Origin of the sequence: Duganella sp. CF517 (genome assembly GCF_900110275.1) — a bacterium.
In the GTDB taxonomy this organism is placed as follows: Bacteria; Pseudomonadota; Gammaproteobacteria; order Burkholderiales; family Burkholderiaceae_D; genus Rugamonas.
Genome location: NZ_FODC01000008.1, coordinates 274,705 through 296,135 on the forward strand (window position 1 = coordinate 274,705; position 21,431 = coordinate 296,135).

The 21,431-nt window shown below is 66.7% G+C and carries 15 protein-coding genes; 11 read left to right on the forward strand and 4 right to left on the reverse strand.

Annotated elements, in window-relative coordinates:
• Positions 1–20 precede the first annotated feature (20 nt).
• Positions 21–2,021, forward strand: coding sequence for an acyltransferase family protein (locus BMX85_RS26665; protein ID WP_229210681.1), 2,001 nt, complete (start codon positions 21–23; stop codon positions 2,019–2,021).
• A 15-nt stretch (positions 2,022–2,036) separates the two neighbouring features.
• Here the strand turns inward: BMX85_RS26665 and BMX85_RS26670 are convergent, their stop codons facing one another.
• A complete protein-coding gene (locus BMX85_RS26670) occupies positions 2,037–4,409 on the reverse strand; it encodes a penicillin-binding protein 1A (RefSeq protein ID WP_373924193.1) in 2,373 nt (790 codons plus the stop codon).
• 327 nt (positions 4,410–4,736) lie between these two features.
• Here BMX85_RS26670 and BMX85_RS26675 point away from each other — a divergent pair, with 327 nt between their 5' ends.
• From BMX85_RS26675 to BMX85_RS26715, 9 genes are all read left to right on the forward strand, one after another.
• Entirely contained in the window at positions 4,737–5,813 is a 1,077-nt protein-coding gene (locus BMX85_RS26675) for a pilus assembly protein PilM (protein WP_090325996.1), read from the forward strand.
• A complete protein-coding gene (locus BMX85_RS26680) occupies positions 5,813–6,508 on the forward strand; it encodes a PilN domain-containing protein (protein WP_090325999.1) in 696 nt (231 codons plus the stop codon). The genes BMX85_RS26675 and BMX85_RS26680 overlap by 1 nt, the downstream gene beginning before the upstream one ends.
• 14 nt (positions 6,509–6,522) lie before the next feature.
• Complete coding sequence (locus tag BMX85_RS26685; protein ID WP_229210682.1) at positions 6,523–7,197, forward strand: type IV pilus inner membrane component PilO; 675 nt, start codon at positions 6,523–6,525, stop codon at positions 7,195–7,197.
• Positions 7,194–7,745: a pilus assembly protein PilP gene (locus BMX85_RS26690; RefSeq protein ID WP_090326004.1), complete on the forward strand. Its 552-nt coding sequence runs from the start codon at positions 7,194–7,196 to the stop codon at positions 7,743–7,745. The genes BMX85_RS26685 and BMX85_RS26690 overlap by 4 nt, the downstream gene beginning before the upstream one ends.
• Positions 7,742–9,985 carry a type IV pilus secretin PilQ gene (pilQ, locus tag BMX85_RS26695; protein ID WP_229210683.1) on the forward strand — a complete coding sequence of 748 codons (2,244 nt, stop codon included), beginning with the start codon at positions 7,742–7,744 and terminating at the stop codon, positions 9,983–9,985. The genes BMX85_RS26690 and pilQ overlap by 4 nt, the downstream gene beginning before the upstream one ends.
• Positions 9,986–10,037: 52 nt before the next feature.
• Positions 10,038–12,218, forward strand: coding sequence for a beta strand repeat-containing protein (locus tag BMX85_RS26700; RefSeq protein WP_090326012.1), 2,181 nt, complete (start codon positions 10,038–10,040; stop codon positions 12,216–12,218).
• A gap of 70 nt (positions 12,219–12,288) precedes the next feature.
• A complete protein-coding gene (aroKB, locus tag BMX85_RS26705; RefSeq protein WP_090326016.1) occupies positions 12,289–13,932 on the forward strand; it encodes a bifunctional shikimate kinase/3-dehydroquinate synthase AroKB in 1,644 nt (547 codons plus the stop codon).
• Between the two features lie 10 nt (positions 13,933–13,942).
• A complete protein-coding gene (locus BMX85_RS26710) occupies positions 13,943–15,079 on the forward strand; it encodes a deoxyguanosinetriphosphate triphosphohydrolase (protein ID WP_090326019.1) in 1,137 nt (378 codons plus the stop codon).
• Between the two features lie 54 nt (positions 15,080–15,133).
• Positions 15,134–15,481, forward strand: a complete 348-nt coding sequence (locus BMX85_RS26715; protein ID WP_090326022.1) for a hypothetical protein — start codon at positions 15,134–15,136, stop codon at positions 15,479–15,481.
• 46 nt (positions 15,482–15,527) lie between these two features.
• Here the strand turns inward: BMX85_RS26715 and mutY are convergent, their stop codons facing one another.
• The 3 genes from mutY to mutM are packed head-to-tail and all read right to left on the reverse strand — an operon-like array spanning position 15,528 to position 19,477.
• On the reverse strand, positions 15,528–16,661 hold the full coding sequence (mutY, locus tag BMX85_RS26720) for an A/G-specific adenine glycosylase (RefSeq protein WP_090326025.1): 1,134 nt from the start codon (positions 16,659–16,661) through the stop codon (positions 15,528–15,530).
• Between the two features lie 27 nt (positions 16,662–16,688).
• Positions 16,689–18,617 carry a dynamin family protein gene (locus BMX85_RS26725; RefSeq protein ID WP_090326152.1) on the reverse strand — a complete coding sequence of 643 codons (1,929 nt, stop codon included), beginning with the start codon at positions 18,615–18,617 and terminating at the stop codon, positions 16,689–16,691.
• Positions 18,618–18,643: 26 nt separating this feature from the next.
• A complete protein-coding gene (gene mutM / locus BMX85_RS26730; RefSeq protein WP_090326028.1) occupies positions 18,644–19,477 on the reverse strand; it encodes a bifunctional DNA-formamidopyrimidine glycosylase/DNA-(apurinic or apyrimidinic site) lyase in 834 nt (277 codons plus the stop codon).
• Between the two features lie 217 nt (positions 19,478–19,694).
• Here mutM and BMX85_RS26735 point away from each other — a divergent pair, with 217 nt between their 5' ends.
• Positions 19,695–21,419 (forward strand): tetratricopeptide repeat protein, encoded by a 1,725-nt coding sequence (locus BMX85_RS26735; RefSeq protein WP_090326159.1) that lies wholly within the window; start codon positions 19,695–19,697, stop codon positions 21,417–21,419.
• Positions 21,420–21,431 lie beyond the last annotated feature (12 nt).

Sequence of the window (21,431 nt, forward strand, 5' to 3'; positions counted from 1 at the left end):
CCCCGTCTTCGGCGGCCGATTTGTCCACCTCCCCCGCAGCCACCGGCCACCCGAAATACCGTCCCGACATTGATGGCTTGCGCGCCGTCGCGGTCTTGTGCGTGGTCATCTTCCATGCATTCCCGGCCGCGCTCAAGGGCGGCTTCATCGGCGTCGATATTTTCTTCGTGATTTCCGGCTTCCTGATCACGTCCATCATCGTCGGCGGCCTCGATCGCGGCAGCTTCAGCTTCGCCGATTTCTATGGCCGTCGCGTGCGCCGCATCTTCCCGGTGCTGGCGATGGTGCTCGCCGTCAGCTATGCGCTGGGCTGGTTCGTCATGCTCGGCGACGAATACCGCCAGTTGGGCAAGCACATCGCCGGGGGCGCCGGCTTCGTCGCCAACTTCATGCTGTGGGGCGAAAGCGGCTATTTCGGCAGCGCCGCCCACACCAAGCCGCTGTTGCATCTGTGGTCGCTCGGGGTCGAGGAGCAGTTCTACATCGTCTGGCCGGCGCTGTTGTGGTTGGCCGCGCGCCGCGGCTGGCCGCTGCTGACGCTGACCCTCTTGCTGGCGCTGGTGTCGTTCGGACTCAACGTGGCCTCGGTCCACGGCGAGGCGGTACGCGCCTTTTATTCGCCGCAGACGCGGTTCTGGCAAATGTTGACCGGTTCGGCGTTGGCCTGCATGACGTTGCGCGGCCACGGCCTGCTGGGCCGCTTCCAGCCGGCGCTGATGCGGGGCGTCGCGTGGCGCAACCTGCAGGCGTGGACGGGGGCGGCGCTGATCGTCGTCGGTTTGCTGCGGATCACCGAGGCGCGCGCCTTCCCGGGCTGGTGGGCGCTGCTGCCGACGCTCGGCGCGGCCCTGCTCATCGCTGCGGGGGGCCAGGCCTGGATCAACCGCGTGGTGCTCGGCAACCGCGCGCTGGTCGCCATCGGTCTGATCAGCTTTCCCCTGTATCTGTGGCACTGGCCGCTGCTGGTGTTCATCCGCCTGGTCGAACGCGCGCCGACGTCGCCGTGGTTGCGCGCCGGCGCCATGGTCCTGGCGGGACTGCTCGCCTGGCTCAGCTACAGGCTGTTGGAAAAGCCTGTCCGTTCCGGCGGCAACACGGGCCGCAAGAACGCGCTGCTGGTGGCCATCATGGCGCTGCTGGGCGGCATCGGCGCGGCCACCTGGCATGCCGACGGCTTCCCATCCCGCGTCAAGGGACGCGAGCAATACGCCGATTACTTTGAAAACAACCCGGCCCAGTGGCGTTTCTTCCAGCGCATCGGCCTGCCCGAAAAATTCCACGTCGAGTGCCAGTTCTTCGACATCGAGCGTTATCGCAGCGGCAACGTGACGTCGGTGCCGCGCGCATCGATCCCGGCCGGCTGCTACCAGCGCGATCCGGCCAAGCCAAAGGCGGTGCTGCTGTGGGGCGATTCTCATGCAGAACATTTGTCCTACGGCATACGCCGCAACCTGCCGGCCGAATGGCAGGTGTTGCAGGTGGCATCGTCGGGCTGCAATCCGAGCGTGGCGGCGGCGGCGCCGTCGCGCACCGACCAATGTCAGCAGAGCAACTGGTTCGCGCTGCAGACCGTGGCGCAGGCGCATCCGGACGTGGTGGTGGTCGGCCAAAACGCCGGCCACACGCTGGAGGGCTTCCAGCGCATCGCCGAACGGCTCAAGGGCATGGGCGTCAAGAAGGTGGTGTTTGTCGGCCCGACCCCGCACTGGAGCGAGAATCTGCCCAACCTGATGATGACGCAGCTATGGATGACCAAGCCGCGCCGCACGCTGGTCGGCGTCGACCATGCCGTCGCCGACCACAACGCCGCGCTGCAGGCGGGATTCCCCGCGAGCGACAGCATGGCCTATGTCAATCTGATCGGCTTCCTGTGCAACCGGGCGGGCTGCACGACCTATCTCGGAGACGATCCCATGACGGGGATCACCAGCTACGACTACGGGCATTTCATGCCGGCGACCTCCGATCTGGTCGGCAAGAAGCTGCTGGTCGAGGCCATCACCGGCGCCCAGCCGCGCTGACGGCGCCCGGGCGCGTCAGAACAACTCGTTCTTGACGGCGTCCTTGGCCTTTTCCTCGGCCGGCGTGCCCTGCGCCGCGCCGTCGATGTTGTGCACGCCGGTGCCCGGCGGGTTCTCCGCGTAGTAGTACTCGTCGCCCACCAGCATCACCCCTTCCGGCACGGCCCGCTCCTCGATCGGGATGTTCTTCAGCGCCTTTTGCATGAAGTTGATCCAGATCGGCAGCGCCAGGCCGCCGCCGGTCTCGCGGTTGCCCAGGTTCTTCGGCTGGTCGTAGCCGATCCAGGCGATGCCCACCAGCTTGGGCTGGTAGCCGGCGAACCAGGCGTCGATCGAATCGTTGGTGGTGCCGGTCTTGCCGGAGATGTCGGGCCGCTTGAGCGACAGCGCCTTGGTGGCCGTGCCGAAGCGCACCACGTCCTTGAGCATGCTGTCCATCAGGAAGGCGTTGCGCTCGTCGATGACGCGGTTCTTCTCGTCGCCGGCGCGGTCCGGATTGGCCTGCGACAGGATCTTGCCGTCGGCGTCGGTCACCTTGGAGATCAGGTAGGGGCTGACCTTGTAGCCGCCGTTGGCGAACACCGAGTAGGCGCCGGCCATCTGCAGCGGCGTGACGTTGCCCGCGCCCAGCGCCAGGGTCAGGTACGGCGGGTTCTTGTCGGCGTCGAAGCCGAAGCGGGTGGTGTATTCCTGGCCGTACTTGGCGCCGATCTTGTGCAGGATGCGGATCGAGATCATGTTCTTGGACTTGGTCAGGCCGCGCCGCATCGTCATCGGCCCCTCGTACTTGCCGTCGTAGTTCTTCGGCTCCCACGCCTGGCCGCCGGTCTGGCCGGCGTCGAACGAGATCGGCGCGTCGTTGATGATGGTCGACGGCGACAGGCCGCGCTCGAGCGAGGCCGAGTAGATGAACGGTTTGAACGACGAGCCCGGCTGGCGCCAGGCCTGGGTCACGTGGTTGAACTTGTTGCGGTTGTAGTCGAAGCCGCCGACCATGGCCTTGATGGCGCCGTCCTCGGTGCTGGCGGCAACGAACGCCGACTCGATCTGCGGCATTTGCGTCACTTCCCAGTCCTTGCCTTCCTGCATGACGCGGATCACCGCGCCACGGCGGATGCGCTTGTTCGGCGGCGCCTTCTCGGACAGCCACGAGCGGCCCATCTCCAGGCCGGCGCCGGCGATCTTGATCTCTTCGCCCGAGGCGGTGACGGCGACGATTTGCTGCGGCGTGGCCTTGAGCACCATGGCGGCGACGATGTCGTCGCTGTCCGGGTGGTCGGCCAGCTCGGTCTCGATGACGTCGTCGGCCTCCTCCTTGCTGGCCGGGATATCGACGTAGGCCTCCGGGCCGCGGTAGGCGTGGCGGCGCTCGTAGTCCATGACGCCCTTGCGCAGCGCCAGGTAGGCGGCGTCCTGGTCGGCCTTGGTGATGGTGGTGAACACGTTCAGGCCGCGCGTGTAGGTGTCTTCCTTGAACTGTTCATAGACCAGCTGGCGTGCCATTTCGGCAACGTATTCGGCATGCACGCCGAACTCGCTGCTGTCGGTCTTGACCTTCAGCGGCTCGGCCTTGGCGGTCTCGAACTGGGCGTCCGTGATATAGCCCAATACGTGCATGCGCTGCAGGATGTACTGTTGGCGGGTTTTGGCGCGTTTCGGGTTGACCACCGGATTGTAGGCCGACGGCGCCTTCGGCAGGCCGGCCAGCATGGCCGCTTCGGCCACGGTGATGTCGCGCAGGTTCTTGCCGAAGTAGATTTGCGCGGCCGACGAGAAGCCGTAGGCGCGCTGGCCCAGGTAGATCTGGTTCATGTAGACCTCGAGGATCTGGTCCTTGGTCAGGTTCTTTTCGATCTTCCACGCCAGCAGCACCTCGTAGGCCTTGCGCTTGAGCGTCTGTTCGCTCGACAGGAAGAAGTTGCGGGCCACCTGTTGCGTGATGGTCGAGGCGCCCTGCTTGGCGCCGCCGGTAGCGTTGTGCACGGCCGCGCGCAGGATGCCGGTGTAGTCGATGCCGCCGTGCTGGTAGAAGCGGTCGTCCTCGATCGCCAGCACGGCCTTTTTCATCACGTCCGGGATGTCCTTGATGCGCACCAGGTTGCGGCGCTCTTCGCCGAACTCGCCGATCAGCACGTTGTCGGCCGAGAAGATGCGCAGCGGCATCTTGGGGCGGTAGTCGGTCAGCGTGTCCAGTTCCGGCAGGTTGGGGTAGGCCATCGCCAGGCCGAACACGACCAGCAGCACCGCGCCCACGCCCAGGCCGAGCACCGACAGGCCGGCCATCAGCAGGATGCGCGACGGCCGCGACGACGGTTTGCCCGGTTTTTTGCCCGCGCCCTTCGCGGACTTGTCGGAGGAGGGGGGCGGTGCCGAATTGGAGGAAGCCATGCAGTGCGATCTTTCTGTTATGAGTGCGAAGCATTATAAGCGAGCGCCAACCCCTGCGGCGCGCCGTGCCCGGCGCCAGAAATACTTTCCAGTGACCAACAAAACAACGGAGTTGCCTTTGCTGCCACGCGGTCAAGAATAAGTGTGGCGAAACCCTCACACTGTAACAATCGTGCACAGCAGAAATATCTTTACACTTATATAGGCACGATTTAAGGTGGGAGCTCGCTTAGGCCGATGCAGGCGTGATTCAGCTTTTAGCCCGGCTTTCAGCCCAGCTGTTTAGCGCAGCCGATAAGCCGACATCCAGGCGCCGGAGACACTCGCATGATCGATTTCAAGATGCTGTTGGGGCAGGGCAGTCCGCCGCTGATGGGCCTGGACATCAGCACCTCCAGCGTGCGCGTGGTGGAGCTGGCCCAGGGCGCCAAGGGCGAAGTGCGCCTCGAGCGCTACGCCGCCGAGCCGCTGCCGCGCGGCGCCGTGGTCGACGGCAACATCGAGAACATGGACCAGGTGGTCGAGGTGGTGCGGCGCGTCTGGAAGAAAAGCGGCAGCCGCGCCAGGCTGGCCGCGCTGGGCATGCCGCCGGCGTCGGTCATCACCAAGAAAATCATCTTGCCGGCCGGCCTGTCGGAGGACCAGCTTGAGGTGCAGGTCGAATCCGAGGCCAGCCAGTACATTCCGTTCGCGCTCGACGAGGTCAGCCTCGATTTCGACGTCATCGGCGCGGCCGCCAACTCGCCCGAGGACATCGAGGTCATGCTGGCCGCCTCGCGCCGCGAAAAGGTCGAGGACCGGGTCGCCATCGCCGAGGCGTCGGGCCTGAAGGCGACCGTGATGGACATCGAATCGTACGCCGCCCGCGCCGCGCTCGACCGCATCACCGCGCAGCTGCCCGGGGCCGGCGCCGGCCAGGTGGTGGCGCTGTTCCAGATCGGCGCCCAGGTCACCCATATCTCCGTCATGCTCGACGGCGCCACCGTCTACGAGCGCGAGCAACCGTTCGGCGGCAATTCGCTGACCCAGGACATCGTGCGCGCCTACGGCATGGCCTTCGACGAGGCCGAGGCGCGCAAGAAAAGCGGCGACCTGCCCGACAACTACGCGCCCGAGCTGCTGACCCCGTTCCTCGAGAGCGCGGCGATGGAGGTCACGCGGGCGATCCAGTTCTTCTACACGTCGACTCCCTACACCCGGGTCGACCAGCTGTTCCTGGCCGGCGGCTGCGCCGTCATCCCCGGCCTGCTCGAGCTGGTCGCCGGGCGCACCCGCATCGCCAGCGCCGTGATCTCGCCGTTCAAGGGCATGCAGCTGGGGGCGTCGGTGCGCGAGGCGCAACTGCGCGCCGACGCCCCGGCCTACCTGGTCGCCTGCGGCCTGGCGCTGCGGAGGTTCGGCTGATGATACGCATCAACCTGCTGCCGCACCGCGAGGAAAAGCGCAAGCAGAAGAAGTCCGCCTTCTTCGCGCTGCTGGCGCTGGGCGGCGTCATCGGCGCCGGCGTGGTGCTGCTGGTGGGTGGCTACAACGCCCGCGCGATCTCGATCCAGGCCGAGCGCAACCAGGTGCTGAAGACCGCGATTGGCGGGCTCGACAAGAAAATCGCCGAGATCGCCACGCTGAAGCAGGAGATCGAGGCGCTCAAGGCGCGCCAGCAGGCGGTCGAGGATTTGCAGGGCGACCGCAACCAGCCGGTCTACCTGCTCGACGAGCTGGTCAGGCAGACCCCGCCCGGCGTCTACCTGAAGAGTTTCAAGCAGGAGGGACAGAAGGTGTCCGTGCTCGGCTATGCGCAATCGCAGGAGCGCGTGTCCGAACTGTTGCGCAACCTGGCCGGCGTGTCGCCGTGGCTGGAGCGCCCGGACTTGATCGAGGTCAAGTCGACCGCGCTCGGCCAGGGCAAGACCAGCAAGAAAGTGGTGGAATTCAACTTGATGGTGTATATCAAGCGGCCGCGCGACAAGGACGGTCCGCCCGGCGGCAAGGGCGGCGTCAAGCCGGCCCCGGCGGGCAACACGGCCGGCGCGACGGCGGCGCTGGGCCCACCGGCCGGCCCGACGGCCGGCCTGCCGCCGGCCCAGCCCCGGGAGCGATGACGATGGCGACAGCGATGGCGACAACCAAGCTCGACCTGAACCAGCTCGGCGCGCGGCTGGCCGGCCAGTTCCGCAACCTCAACGACCGCCATCCCGGCCAGTGGCCGCTGGCGCCGCGCCTGCTGTGCGCGGTCGGCGTGGCGGCGGCGGTGATGGTGGCCGGTTACTTCGGCTACTGGAGCTCGCAGTTCGAGGAGCAGGAGGCCGGCGCCCTGGCCGAGCTCAAGCTGCGCGACGAATACCGCTTCAAGACCGGCCAGGCGATCAACCTGGAGGCGCTGCGGGCGCAGAAGGTGCAGGTCGACCAGTATGTCGAGCGGCTGCAGAAGCAGCTGCCGAGCAAGGCCGAAATGGCCGCGTTGCTGACCGACATCAACCAGGCCGGCGCCGGACGCGGGCTGCAGTTCGAGCTGTTCAAGCCGGCCCAGGTGGTGGTCAAGGATTACTACGCGGAGTTGCCGATCGATATCAAGGTGACCGGCAGCTACCACGACATCGGCGCCTTCGCCGGCGACATGGCCAACCTGTCGCGCATCGTCACGCTCAACAACATGGCGCTGGCCACCGGCAAGGACGGCGTGCTGACGCTGGAGGCGGTGGCCAAGACGTTCCGCTACCTCGATCCGGAAGAGGTGCAGGCGCAGCGCAAGGCGGCGGCCGACAAGAAAAAGGCGGCGAAGAAATCATGAGCCCACGGAAACCGTTCCCCGCGTGGCTGCTGGCGGCGGCGCTGCCGCTGCTGTCGGCCTGCGGCGACGACGATACCCAGCAGGTGCGCGCGTGGATGCGCGAGGTCGACGCCCAGACCAAGGTGAAGGTGCCGCCGCTGGCCGAACCGAAGACCTTCATCCCGTTCGCCTACGCCCAGAAGGACCAGGTCGATCCGTTCAACCCGAACAAGTTGCTCGCCGAGCTGGCCAAGCTGGACGCGCGCGCCGGCGGCGGCCTGCGCCCTGACGTCGAGCGGCGCAAGGAATTGCTGGAGAGTTATCCGCTCGACACCGTCAAGATGGTCGGCACCATCGAAAAGAACGGCGTCATCCACGCCGTGCTGCAGATCGACCGTTCGGTGCACCAGGTCGTCAAGGGCCAGCACATCGGACAGAACTACGGCCGCATCACCGGCATCACCGAGGACGCGGTCAGCATCAGGGAAATCGTCCAGGACGCCACCGGCGACTGGGTCGAACGCACGTCGAAGCTGGAACTGCAGGAAAGCAAGGAGAATATCAAATGACCGCTCGAACCACGGCCCGCCCCGCGCCGGCCGCCTGCCGGGCGCCCCTCCGGGCCCTGCCGCTGATGCCGGCCCTGATCCTGGCGCTGATCCTGGCCTTGGCCGCGCAGCCGCAAGGCGCCAGCGCCCAGCCCGCCACCGCACCCGCCACCACCACCACCACCACCACCACCACCGCCGGCGCCAACGCCATCGAGTCGATCAGCGCCCACCAGCAGGGCGCCAACGTCATCGTCAGGATCGCGCTGCAGACCGCGCCCGACAAACTCCCCATCGGCTTCGCCATCAGCAATCCCCCCCGCGTCGCGCTCGATCTCGGCGCCACCGTCAACGGCACCGGCAAGACCACGCAAGAGTTCAACGTCGGCGACCTGCGCAGTGTCAACGTGGTGCAGGCGGGCGCGCGTTCGCGCCTGGTGTTCAACCTCAAGCGCAGCCTGAACTACGCCACCGCCATCGACGGCAAGGCCATCATCCTCACCATCGACGGTTCCGGCGGCGTGGCCACCGCGGTCGACGCCCGCGGCCTGCCGGTCGCCATCGCCCCGGTGGCGGCGCCGGCCCGCCAAATGCTGCGCGACCTCGATTTCCGCCGCGGCGCCAACGGCGAGGGCCGCGTGGTGGTCGACCTGCCCAACAACCAGGTGGCGGTCGACGTGCGCCAGACGCCGACCGGCGTGGTGGTCGACTTCCTCAAGACCGGGCTGCCGGAGACCCTGCGCCGCCGGCTCGACGTCGGCGACTTCGGCACGCCGGTGGCGCTGGTGACCAGCGTGCCGCAGGGCGACAACACGCGCGTGACGGTCGAGGCGCGCGGCCTGTGGGAGCAAACCGTGTACCAGAGCGACACCCAGCTGGTGATCGACATCAAGCCGATCAAGGAGGACCCGAACAAGCTGACCCAGGGTTCGCAGGGCTATCGCGGCGAGAAGCTCTCGTTCAACTTCCAGAACGTCGAGGTGCGCGCGGCGCTGCAGGCGATCGCCGACATCTCCGGCCTGAACATCATCACCAGCGACAGCGTCAGCGGCAACCTGACGTTGCGCCTGAAGGAGGTGCCGTGGGACCAGGCGCTCGACGTGGTGCTGCAGGCCAAGGGCCTGGACATGCGCAAGAACGGCAACGTGCTGTGGATCGCGCCCAAGGAGGAGTTGCTGACCAAGGAAAAGCTGGAACTGGAGCAACGCGCCCAGATCGCCGACCTCGAGCCGCTCAAGTCGGAGATCTTCCAGCTGAACTACCAGAAGGCCGAGGCCTTCAAGACCGTCTTCGGGCTCGAGGGCGGCGACGCCAAGAACCGCATCCTGTCCAAGCGCGGCAGCGCCATCATCGAGCCGCGCACCAACCAGCTGTTCGTCACCGACATCGCCGCCAAGCTCGAGGACGTGCGCCGGCTCATCGCCAAGACCGACATCGCCACCAAGCAGGTGCTGATCGAGGCGCGCATCGTCGAGGCCAGCGACACCTTCACGCGCAACCTCGGCGCCAAGCTCGGCTTCGCCGACATGCGCACCATCCGCGGCGGCGACGCCGGCTACCAGATCGGCAACGGCAGCACCCGCATCGGCATCGGCGGCAACATGAACGGCATCGGCCAGACCACCGGCCAGGTCAGGGTCACCGACGGCACCTTCGACAACACCCAGTTCGTCAACCTGCCGGCGGCCAACATCAACGGCGTGCCGGCCGGCAGCCTGGCGATCAGCCTGTTCTCGTCGGCGGCCAACCGCTTCCTCAACCTGGAACTGTCGGCGCTCGAGGCCGACGGTACCGGCAAGATCATCTCGAGCCCGCGCGTGATCACCGCCGACAAGGCCATCGCGCTGATCGAGCAGGGCATCGAGCTGCCCTACCAGGTCGCCACCAGCAGCGGCGCGACGTCGATCATGTTCCGCAAGGCCAATTTGCGGCTGGAGGTGACGCCGCAGATCACGCCGGACGGCAACGTCGTCATCGACGTCGACGTCAACAAGGACAGCGTGGGCCAGGAGACGCGCGCCGGCTTCGCCATCGACACCAAGCACGTCAAGACGCAGGTGATGGTCGAGAACGGCGGCACCGTGGTGCTGGGCGGCATCTACCAGCAAACCGAGCGCAACACCACCAGCAAGGTGCCGCTGCTGGGCGACGTGCCGGTGCTCGGCTATTTGTTCCGCACCAATTCGCGCACCAACGACAAGACGGAGTTGCTGGTGTTTATCACGCCGAAGATCGTCGCCGAGCGGCTGTCGACGCGCTGATGTTCGCAAGTACCGATCCACTGATTTCAGGTCAACGATAGGAAGCACGGTCATGAAAAAATTCACGGGATGGCTGATGATGGTGGTGTGTGCCGGCGTGTTGTCGGCCTGCGGCGGCGGCGGCGGTTCTCCGGGGACCAACAGCAACGGCGTGGCGCCGTCGAAGTCGGCCAGCGTGGTGCTGACGGCCAGCGCGGCGACGATCGCCTCGTCCGGCCTGGACGGCACCGAGGTGACGCTGACGGCCATCGTCAAGGACGGCGGCGGTAACGCGCTGGCCGGCGAGACGGTCAGTTTCACCACCAGCTCCGGCACCGTGACCAGCACCAACCGCTTGAGCAACGCCGCCGGCGAGGTGGTCGAAAAGCTCAGCGTCAAGGGTGACAGCTCGCTGCGCAAGATCACCGTGACGGCCAGCGCCGGCGGCAGGACTTCGAGCCCGGTCACGATCGACGTCGTCAACGCCGTGCCGACCTTGTCGCTGACCACCGACGCCGCCACGCTGGCCTCGGTCGGCACCGCCGGCAACGAGGTGACCGTGGTGGCGCTGGTGCGCGACGCCAACAACACCGTCGTGCCGGGCGTGGCGGTCGACCTGCGCGCCGATTCGGGCAGCCTGACCCGCACCACCCGCACCACCAACGCCCAGGGCATCGTCACCGAGAAGCTCGGCACCGGCGGCGACGCCACCTCGCGCGCGATCCGGGTCACCGCCACGGTGGCCGGCGCGGTGCCGGTCACCACCATCGTCAACGTGACCGGCAACGGCTTGACCATCAACGCCGCGCGCACCATCAACGTCGGCGCCAGCGCCGACATCACCGTCAAACTGGTCGATTCGGCCGGCAACGCGCTGGTCGGCAAGCCGGTGGTGTTCGCGTCGAACGCCAACACGCTGGTGGTCAAGGGCGGCGGCGCGGCCGTCACCAACGCCGCCGGCCAGCTCATCCTCAGTTACACGGCCGCCGGCGGCAGCGCCGACGTGGTCACCGTGCGCGCGATGGGGGAGGCGGCCTCGGCCGCTATCACCATCAACTCGTCGGCGTTCGCCATCCGCTCGCTCAACGCCGGCGGCGCCGTGCAGGGCACGGCCGCCATCGGCGGCTGCCAGCAAGTGTCCGTCACCGGCGGCCCGAGCGGCAACGTCACCATCAGCAGCTCGCGCGGCACCGTCTACAGCGACGCCGCGTGCGGCGTGCCGCTGGCCGGCACGCTGCCGCTGAGCGGCGGCGCGGCGGTGGCCTACCTCAACGCCACCGGTCCCGGGGTCGCCACGTTGACGGCCAGCGCCGCCGGCCTGACCACCCAGACCGAACTGGAATTCGTCGCGCCGCTGACCGCCGCCGCCACCGTCTCGCTGCAGGCCGACCCGGCCGTGATCGGCGCCAACACCGCCGGCAGCACCACCCAGCAGACCACCTTGCGCGCCGTGGTGCGCGACGGCCCGGCGCAAAACAACCCGGTCAAGAACGCCACCGTGGCGTTCTCCATCCTCACCGATCCGAGCGGTGGCACCCTGACGCAGCCGTCGGAGGTGCTCACCGGCGCCGACGGTTCGGCCACCGTCAGCTATGTGGCCGGCACCACCGCCACCGCCACCAACGGCGTGCGCATCCAGGCCAGGGTGATCGGCGGCTCCGGCGCCTCGGCGGCGGTCAACCTGACCGTGGCGCAAAAATCGCTGTTCATCAGCGCCGGCACCGGCAACACCATCGGCACGCCGAGCAGCGCCACCTACCAGGCCGACTACGCCGTCATTGTCACCGACGCGGCCGGCAACGCGGTGGCGGGCGTCAAGCTGACCGCCTCGGTGCTGCCGTACCGCTACTACAAGGGGGTACTCAATTTCCGGGCGCCGCAGGGGCCGTGGGAACGGGTGCAGACCGCCGTGTGCGCCAACGAGGACTTGAACACCAACGGCATCCTCGACCCGGGCGAGGACTTGAACGGCAACGGCACCCTGGAGCCGGGCATCCCGGTGACGGTCACCACCAACGTGGTCACCGACGCCAGCGGCCGCGCCACCGTGTCGCTGGTCTACCCGCGCAACTTCGTCAATTGGCTCGACGTCAACCTGACCATCCGCGGGTCGGCGTCATCCGGCACCGAGTCTTCGTACACCTCTCTGGTACACTTGATGGGCTTGAGCACCGATTACAGTGATCAATCCGTTACGCCACCAGGCGTGGTCAGCCCTTACGGGGTGGCGACATCGTGCAGCAATCCGCAGTGATCGGCCGTCATCGGCCGCGATCCGCTGGCGGGGCAGCCGGTGCCGCCGCCCGCATTTAGTTGGATCGTGCATGCAAAATGTGTTTTTAGTCGGCTTGATGGGGGCGGGAAAGACCACCATCGGCCGCATCTTGGCCCGCAAACTGGGTCTGCGGTTCATGGATTCGGACCACGAGATCGAGGCCCGCACCGGCGCCTCCATCCCGTGGATCTTCGAAATCGAAGGTGAACCGAGCTTTCGCCGGCGCGAGGCCGAGGTCATCCGCGAGCTCAGCGGCCAGCAGGACCTGGTGCTGGCCACCGGCGGCGGCGCCGTGCTCGATCCGGACAGCCGCGCCTTCCTCAAAGCGCGCGGCACCGTCATTTACCTGCGCACGACCGTGCACAGCATCCTGCAACGCACCGCGCACGACAAGAACCGGCCGCTGCTGCAGACGGCCGACCCGCGCAAAAAGCTCGAGGAATTGATGGCCGTGCGCGATCCGCTGTACATGGAGATCGCCGACGTAGTCATCGATACCGGCCGACCTAACGTACAATCGATGGTCCAATCCATTTTGACCCAGCTGGAGAGGCTGGCCTGCGAGGCCGCCCCCAACTGCGTCACCCAAGCGGAACCATCGATGAACGAAGAATCCACCATCCTGTTGAATGTCGACCTGGGCGAGCGCAGCTACCCGATCTCGATCGGCCCGGCGCTGCTGGCCGACGGCGCGCTGCTGGCGCGCCACGTGCACGGCGGCAAGGTCGCCATCGTCACCAACACCACCGTCGCGCCGCTATACCTGGCGCGGATCGAGGCCGGCCTGCGCAGTGCCGGAAAGCAAGTCATGACCGTCGTCTTGCCGGACGGCGAGGAGTTCAAGACCTGGGCCAGCCTGATGCAGATCTTCGACGCGCTGCTGGCCAACAAGGCCGACCGCAAGACCACCCTGATCGCGCTCGGCGGCGGCGTCATCGGCGACCTGACCGGTTACGCGGCCGCCAGCTACATGCGCGGCGTCGACTTCATCCAGGTGCCGACCACGTTGCTGTCGCAGGTCGACTCGTCGGTCGGCGGCAAGACCGGCATCAACCATCCGCTGGGCAAGAACATGATCGGCGCGTTTTATCAACCGCGCGCGGTGATCGCCGACACCTCGACCCTGGAAACGTTGCCGGCGCGCGAGCTGTCGGCCGGCCTGGCCGAGGTCATCAAGCACGGCGCCATCATCGACGCCGCCTTCTTCGACTGGATCGAGGCCAACATCGGCAAGCTGATGGCGCGCGACAAGGGCGCGTTGGCGTACGCGATCGCCCGCTCGTGCGAGATCAAGGCCGACGTCGTGCGCCAGGACGAGCGCGAGGGCGGCCTGCGCGCCATCCTCAACTTCGGCCACACCTTCGGCCACGCGATCGAGAACGGCCTGGGCTACGGCGAATGGCTGCACGGCGAGGCGGTCGGCTGCGGCATGGTGATGGCGGCCGACCTGTCGCGCCGCATGGGGCTGGTGGACGAGGCCACCGTGGCGCGCGTGCGCGCGCTGGTGGAGGCGGCCGGCCTGCCGGTCAAGGCGCCGGACCTGAGCGCCGAGCGCTGGCTCGAGCTGATGGAGGTCGACAAAAAGAACGAGGGCGGCGCCATCAAGTTCATCCTGCTCAAGCCGCTGGGGGCGCCAAGCATCACCAACGCGCCGCGCGAGCTGCTGCTGGCCACGCTGGCCGCCAGCGTCTAAGGGGCCAGCGATGCTGCCCGAAGAGTACCTGGCCCCGTACGCCGCTCATTCCGCCGGCGGCGCCGGCCGCCGCTATCCGGAGACGGCGCATTCGTCGCGCAGCCAGTTCCAGCGCGACCGCGACCGCATCATCCATTCGTCGGCGTTCCGCCGGCTCGAATACAAGACCCAGGTGTTCCTCAACCACGAGGGCGACCTGTTCCGCACCCGGCTGACGCACAGCCTCGAGGTGGCGCAGGTGGGCCGCTCGCTGGCGCGCAACCTGCGGCTGAACGAGGACCTGGTCGAGGCGATCTCGCTGGCGCACGACCTCGGCCACACGCCGTTCGGCCACGTCGGCCAGGACGTGCTCAACGAATGCATGAAGGAACACGGCGGCTTCGAGCACAACCTGCAAAGCCTGCGCGTGGTCGACGAGCTGGAGGAACACTACGGCGCCTACGACGGCTTGAACCTGATGTTCGAGACGCGCGAGGGCATCCTCAAGCACTGCTCGCTGACCAACGCCCGCCTGCTGGGACCGGTCGCGGTGCGCTTCATCGACCGCACCCAGCCGTCGCTGGAGGCGCAGCTGACCAATCTGGCCGACGAGATCGCCTACAACAGCCACGACATCGACGACGGCCTGCGCTCCGGCCTGATCACCATCGAGCAACTGGAGCAGGTCGACTTCTTCGCGCGCCTGTGGCGCGACGTGCAGCACACCTTCCCGGGGCTGTCGGGACGGCGCGCGATCTACGAAACGTTGCGGCGCCTGATCACGGCGCTGGCCGACGACCTGATCGTCACCTCCGGCGCCTTGCTGGCCGACGCCGCGCCCAAGAGTATCGACGACGTGCGCGCGGCGCCGCCGCTGATCCGCTTCTCCGATCCGATGCGCAAGGACGCGACCGAGCTCAAGCGCTTCCTGCGCGAGAACCTGTACCGCCACTACAAGGTCAACCGCATGCGCGTGAAGGCCAGCCGCATCGTGCGCGAGCTGTACGAATCGTTCATGGCCGAGCCCGTCTTGCTGCCGCCGGATTACCAGGACAAATCGGGCGACGTCGGCAAGCAGGCGCGCAAGATCGCCGACTACATCGCCGGCATGACCGACCGCTACGCCATCCGCGAACACCGCCGTTTGTTCTCGCTCGACGAGCTTTGAGTCCAATCAAACGAACACCCTTGATCGTCCGCGCCGTTGGGATGATCATGGGGGATGGACGAGCAAATCACTCAACTCGATAGACGCCTGACCGCTGTGGAGCGGGATATTGCTGTTTTTACGGCGGAGGCGCGGGCGCACTACGCCACCAAGGAAGACCTTGCCCGATTGGAGGCGCGGATTGCTGTTATCCAATCCAACTACGCGACAACACAGGATATATCGGATCTGCGCTCTGACGCGGAGGCATCGATCCAAGCACTGGAGGTTCGGTTGATCGCGCAAATTGCTGCTTTGGAAGGCAAGATTCTCGACATGGAAAACCGACATTTGCGCTGGACCGTCGGAGCCATAGTCGCCGTCGCAGGTATCGTGCTAGCCATCGTTCGAACATTTCCGTGAGGTGGCTATGGACAGGCGTGTTCATGGCGTTCGTCAGGTTTGCCGTCTAAAACGCCATCCGCGCCTGCGCGTCGCGCGCGTCGCCCATCAACTCCAGCAGCAGCTTCTTGATCGGCGCCGGCAGCGCCGCGTCGGCCAGTTTGGCCGCGTCGTACCAGACGTGGCCGGCCTCGGCCGCCATCGGCACGCGCCGCGCCAACGTCACGCGGTATGGCGCGATGTGCAGTTTGTAGTGCGTGAACACATGCGTGACCGTCGACAGCCGCTCGTGCGATTCCATTTCGCCGAACTTGCCGACCGCCAGTATCAGCGCGTCGTCGCCCGCCGCCGGGATGTCGTCGTCCTCGGCCAGCACATGGCCGTCGAGCTCGGGCAGCGACAGCAAGCCGCCCCAGATGCCGGTCGGCGGCCGCTGCTCCAGCAATACCTGGCCGTTGTCGATAATCGCCAGCATCACCGAGTGCTTTTCCGGCGACGTCTTCTTCGGCTTGCGCACCGGCAGGTCCCTGGTGCGGTTGGTGGCGAAGGCCACGCAGCGCGGCTGCATCGGGCAGCGTTCGCACGACGGGCTGCTGCGCGTGCACAGGGTCGCGCCCATGTCCATCAAACCCTGCGTGTACGACTCGATGCCTTGCTCCGGCAGCAGCGCCTCCGCGCGGCGCCACATCATCTCCTCGGTGCGGCGCTCGCCCGGATAGGCGTCGATGCCGAACACCCGCGCGAACACCCGCTTGACGTTGCCGTCCATGATGGCCGCGCGCGTCCCGCTCGAAAACGCCGAGATCGCCGCCGCCGTCGAACGGCCGATGCCGGGCAGCTCGGCCAGCAGCGCCGGATCGGACGGGAACACGCCGTCGTACTCGGCCACCACGCGCTGCGCGCACTTGTGCAGGTTGCGCGCGCGGGTGTAGTAGCCCAGGCCGCTCCACTGCGCCATGACGTCCTCGACCGGCGCCGCCGCCAGCTCGCGCAGGGTCGGGAAGCGCTCCAGGAAGCGCGCGTAATAGCCCAGCACGGCCGACACCTGCGTCTGCTGCAGCATGATTTCTGACAGCCAGATCAGGTAGGCGTCGGTGGTGTTTTGCCACGGCAGCGCGTGGCGCCCGTGCTGCTTCTGCCAGCCGATCAGGTCCGATGAAAAACTCGGATCGGCGAAATCCTCAACAACTTCAACCTTCATTGCGTTCCTAAATTAATTCTTGAAAAATCACGCGGCGGCCTCGAGCGCGTCGAATTCCGCGTCGATGGCGATGCCGATGGCGGCGGCCAGTTCGGTCAGCCGCAGCTTTTGCGCCTCCAGCTGCTGCTGGCTGGCCTCGAACGCGTCGATCTTCTGCTCCAGGCTGTCGGTGGCGTCGTGGATGCGCTGGATCGACGCCAGCCGGTGCTTGAGCTGGTCCTTGTGCTGGCGGATCTGCGCCTCCAGCGGCGCCATGACGACCTTCAGCCACGCCTCGGCGTCGTTGTTGGCCGACTTGAAGCAGCCGCGCACGCGCGAGGCGATGGTGTCGAAAAACTTCTCCATCAGCACCACGCGGCTGGTCGTGATCAGGGTGGCGGTGCCGAACTGCTTGTAGTAGATCGTCTCGATCGATGCGATCTCGTCGCGGTACGGTTGCAGCGAAAACGGCATCGGCAGCGCCAACGTCAAGCCGTGCTCGCTGGCGAAGCGGCGGTACATCACGCCCATCATCTCGCTGATCTCGACGGTCTTGCGCTCGGAGGCGTCGAGGTTGGCGCGGATGCGCTCGAAGTAATTGCGCACCGCCTCGCGCACGCCGGTGAAAAAGCGGCTGCGCTGCATCTGCTCGCGCACCAGGTCGATATCGTCGCGCACGATGTCCATGCCGATGCTGGTGTAGAGCTCGGTCGACAGCCGCGTGAACACGGCGCGCGTGGCCTGCAGCTTGAACAGGCTGGTGTCGAATTCCTTTTTCTCGACATCGATGCGGCGCATCATGTGGGCGATCACCGTCTGGTTCTTGCCGCGCAAGCTTTTCAGCTCGTGCAACTGCTCGACGATGCCGCGCGAGCGCGCGTTGACCAGCGCCATCTGCGCCACGCTCAGCGCCTGCAATTCCTCGCGCAGTTGCTTGCGCACGATGTCCTTCTTGGCCGGGATCAGCTCGTCGAACAGCGCCGCCTCGAGCGCTTGCAGGCGGCTGCGGGCGAGCAGGGCCTTGTCCTGCGTGATCTTGCCCACCAGCGCCTTTTGCGCCGACACCGGAAACACCTGGCGCGGCTCGAGCGCCAGCACGTGGGCGACGTTGGCCTGCTGGCGTTCGATCTCGACATCGACCTCGGCCTGGCTGCGCAGCTCGTCCCACATGCTGTCGATCTTGTTGAGCACGACGAGGCGGCCGGCGCCGGCGCCGATGTGGTTGCGCCAGACCTCGATGTCGCTCTTGGTCACGCCGGTGTCGGCGGCCAGGATGAACAGCACCGCGTGCGCGTTCGGGATCAGGTTCAACGTCAGTTCCGGCTCGGTGCCGATGGCGTTCAGGCCGGGCGTGTCGAGGATCACCAGCCCCTGCTTGAGCAGCGGGTGCGGAAAGTTGATGATGGCGTGGCGCCACAGCGAAATCTCGACCTTGCCGTCGTCGCTCAAGGTCACCTGCATGTCGGGGTCGTCCTCGTCGTACAGGCCGTAGCGCTTGGCCTCGTCGACCGGCACGTGGCGCGTCATGCTGACCTGCTTGAAGACCTCGTGCATGTCGGCGCCGACGTCCAGGTTCAGCGGCAGCACGGTCCACGCCGACGGCTGGTCGCGGTAGTCGCCGGTCGACAGGTTGTCGGCCCGCGTCTCGATCGGCAGCAGGCGGATCGACGGCGCGAAGCTGGGGTCGTACATCAGCTCGGTCGGGCACATGGTGGTGCGCCCGGCCGCCGACGGCAGGATGCGCTGGCCGTAGTCGGCGAAGAAGATGGCGTTGATCAGCTCGGATTTGCCGCGCGAGAACTCGGCGACGAAGGCCACCGACAGTTTATCGTCGGCCAGCCGCGCCAGCGTGCGGGCGATGCGCTGGTCGGTGGCGGCGTCGGTCAGCGACGCGGCCGCCACCCAGGACTGGTAGTTTTTCAGCGCCGTCACCACGCCTTGCCGCCAGGCGCTGTACTGCTCGAAATCCCTGGCCATCATGCTTTCCGCCCTTGTTCTAGAGTTCACTTCTGGCAATTGACACAGTAAAAAGTGGAGCGCTGCCCCTGTTTGATCTGCCGCACCGGCGCCGCGCACACCTTGCAGGGCACGCCAGCACGATCATAGACGAAATACGTCTGCTGGAAATAACCGGACTGGCCGTTGACGCTAATAAAATCGCGCAGGGTGCTGCCGCCCTGGATGATCGCCTCGGCCAGGATTTCGCGGATCGCCTGCGCCAGTTTCTCGTAGCGGGCCAGGCTGATGCGCTTGGCCGGCGTCTTCGGATTGATGCCGGCGCGGAATAAACTTTCCGAGGCGTAAATATTGCCGACGCCGACCACGATATCGCCGGCCAGCAGCACCTGCTTGACCGGCGCGCTGCGCTGGCGGGTCTGATCGTACAACAGTTTGCCGCTGAAGCCGGTCTCCAGCGGCTCCACGCCCAGCTCGCGCAGCAGCACGTGGTGTTCGAGCAGGCCGTCGGCGTCGTCGTGCCACAGCACGGCGCCGAAGCGGCGCGGGTCCTTCATGCGCAGCACCTGTTTGCCCCGCGGGCCCTCGACCACGAGGTCGAAATGGTCGTGCTTTTCCGGCTCGATGCCGGTGTCCATCACCCGCAGGTGGCCGGACATGCCCAGGTGGATGATCAGGGTGCCGTGTTCGAAATGGACCAGCAGGTATTTCCCGCGCCGTCCGGTGCGCACCACCAGCCGCCCCGCCAGCAATTGTTGCAGCTGCGCGGGAAACGGCCAGCGCAGGCCTTCGCGCCGCAGCACCACGTCGTGCACGGTGCGGCCTTCGATATGGGGCGCGACGCCGCGCCGGGTCACTTCAACTTCTGGTAATTCTGGCATGTGGATGGCAAATGAGGGCTAATCGTCGAATATCGGGGCGCTGGCAGCGGCCGCAACCTGGCCGGGACAAAATATTTGGTTACACTAGTCAAAACACACAAGCGAGGCGTTGCGCGTAAAATCATCGCCAACCTTGCTGACCATTGCCGACCAGGATCTTCCCTTGAAAAACGCTTTTGCCATTGTAACCCTCTCTGCCTTGCTGTCGGCGTGCGCCATGGCGCCGCAAAAACAGGCCGGGTCCGCCGCCGCGCCGGAGCCTGCCGCCCCCGACAGCGCCGCCGCCGCGGTGGAGGCGCCCGCGCCCGTCCCGGAAGTGCTGCCCAATAACGCGCTGACCGGCGACATGCTGTTCCGCATCACCAAGGCCGAGCTGGAATTCAAGCAGGGGCAGTGGCAGGGCGCCTACATCACGATGCTGTCGCTGGCCCAGCAAACCCGCGATCCGCGCCTGGCCCGCCGCGCCGCCGAGATGGCGCTGGCCGCCAAGCAGGGCCAGGAGGCGCTGGCGGCGATCCGCCTGTGGCGCGAACTGGCGCCCGATTCGGACGAGGCGACCCAGTACTTCCTCGGTTTCGCCGTCGTCAACGACGATCTGAGCGAGGCGGAAGCGATTTTCGCCCAGCGCCTGAAGGCGGCGCCGGCCGCCCAGCGCGGCATGGCGATGATGCAAATGCAGCAATTCATGCTGCGCGCCAAGGACAAGGCCGCCGCGTTCGCGCTGCAGCAGCGCGTGCTGGCGCCCTATGACGACATGCTCGAAAGCCACCTGATCCTGGCGCAGGGCGCGTTTGCCATCAACGACGCCGAGCGCGCCCGCGCCGAGGCGCAAAAAGCCCTGGCCATCAAGCCCGATTCCGAGCTGGCGGTGCTGACGATGGCGCAGGTCTCCGGCGACATCGACGCCGCCGGCAAGGTGTTGACCGAGTTTCTGGAGAAGTATCCGAAGGCGCGCGAAGTGCGCGCCGCCTACGCCCGCATCCTGGTCGACGCCAAGCAGCTGGAACCGGCCCGCCAGCAATTCCTGGCCTTGCTGAAGGACCAGCCCGACAACATCGCCACCCTGTACGCGCTGGGCGTGATGGCGATGCAGACCAACGATGTGCCCGAGGCGGAGAAGTACTTCACGCGCTTCATCACCGTCCTGGACGACCATCCCGACGACGAGCGCGACCCGGCCAAGGTGCTGATGATACTGTCGCAGATCGCCGAGCAGCGCGGCGACATCGACGCCGCCACCAAATGGCTGGAGAAGATCGAAGGCGACGATCCCAAGCTGTACCTGGCCGCGCGCATGAAAATGGCGACGCTGACGGCGCGCAAGGGCGACGTCGACGGCGCCCGCAAGCAGCTGGCCACGTTGACGCCGGCCGATCCCGCCGACCAGGCGCAGATCTTCCAGACCGACGCCCAGCTGCTGCGCGACGCCGGCGACACCCGCGCCGCCTACACGGTGCTGGAAAACGCCGTCAAACGCTACCCGGACAATCCGGACCTGCTGTACGACTTCGCGCTGGTGGCCGAAAAGCTGGGCAACGTGGACCTGATGGAAAAGGCGCTGCGCCAGGTGATGATCGCCGCGCCCGACAACCAGCACGCCTACAACGCGCTGGGCTATTCGCTGGCCGAGCGCAACGAGCGCCTGCCCGAAGCCTACGCGCTGGTCGACCAGGCGATGAAGATGGCGCCGGGCGATCCGTTCATCATGGACAGCATGGGGTGGGTGCAATTCCGCATGGGTAACCTGGACGAGGCGGAATCGCTGCTGCGCCGCGCCTACGCGCTGCGCGCCGATCCGGAGATCGCCGTGCACCTGGGCGAGGTGCTGTTCGTCAAGGGCGACGTCACCGGCGCGCAAAAGTTGTGGCAGGAAGCCAAAAGCAAGGACCCCAAGAACGACGCGCTCAAGAACACGCTGGCGCGCCTGAATCAAAACCTGTAACCACCAGAACAA

What these genes read in the sequence shown, in the direction of transcription:
- BMX85_RS26675 (WP_090325996.1), top strand. Translation starts at nt 4,737, where the DNA reads ATGATCGATTTCAAGATGCTGTTGGGGCAGGGCAGTCCGCCGCTGATG.
- BMX85_RS26725 (WP_090326152.1), bottom strand. Translation starts at nt 18,617, where the DNA reads ATGGCCAGGGATTTCGAGCAGTACAGCGCCTGGCGGCAAGGCGTGGTG.
- mutY (WP_090326025.1), bottom strand. Translation starts at nt 16,661, where the DNA reads ATGAAGGTTGAAGTTGTTGAGGATTTCGCCGATCCGAGTTTTTCATCG.
- BMX85_RS26680 (WP_090325999.1), top strand. Translation starts at nt 5,813, where the DNA reads ATGATACGCATCAACCTGCTGCCGCACCGCGAGGAAAAGCGCAAGCAG.
- mutM (WP_090326028.1), bottom strand. Translation starts at nt 19,477, where the DNA reads ATGCCAGAATTACCAGAAGTTGAAGTGACCCGGCGCGGCGTCGCGCCC.
- BMX85_RS26710 (WP_090326019.1), top strand. Translation starts at nt 13,943, where the DNA reads ATGCTGCCCGAAGAGTACCTGGCCCCGTACGCCGCTCATTCCGCCGGC.
- BMX85_RS26735 (WP_090326159.1), top strand. Translation starts at nt 19,695, where the DNA reads ATGGCGCCGCAAAAACAGGCCGGGTCCGCCGCCGCGCCGGAGCCTGCC.
- aroKB (WP_090326016.1), top strand. Translation starts at nt 12,289, where the DNA reads ATGCAAAATGTGTTTTTAGTCGGCTTGATGGGGGCGGGAAAGACCACC.
- BMX85_RS26685 (WP_229210682.1), top strand. Translation starts at nt 6,523, where the DNA reads ATGGCGACAACCAAGCTCGACCTGAACCAGCTCGGCGCGCGGCTGGCC.
- pilQ (WP_229210683.1), top strand. Translation starts at nt 7,742, where the DNA reads ATGACCGCTCGAACCACGGCCCGCCCCGCGCCGGCCGCCTGCCGGGCG.
- BMX85_RS26715 (WP_090326022.1), top strand. Translation starts at nt 15,134, where the DNA reads ATGGACGAGCAAATCACTCAACTCGATAGACGCCTGACCGCTGTGGAG.
- BMX85_RS26670 (WP_373924193.1), bottom strand. Translation starts at nt 4,409, where the DNA reads ATGGCTTCCTCCAATTCGGCACCGCCCCCCTCCTCCGACAAGTCCGCG.
- BMX85_RS26690 (WP_090326004.1), top strand. Translation starts at nt 7,194, where the DNA reads ATGAGCCCACGGAAACCGTTCCCCGCGTGGCTGCTGGCGGCGGCGCTG.
- BMX85_RS26700 (WP_090326012.1), top strand. Translation starts at nt 10,038, where the DNA reads ATGAAAAAATTCACGGGATGGCTGATGATGGTGGTGTGTGCCGGCGTG.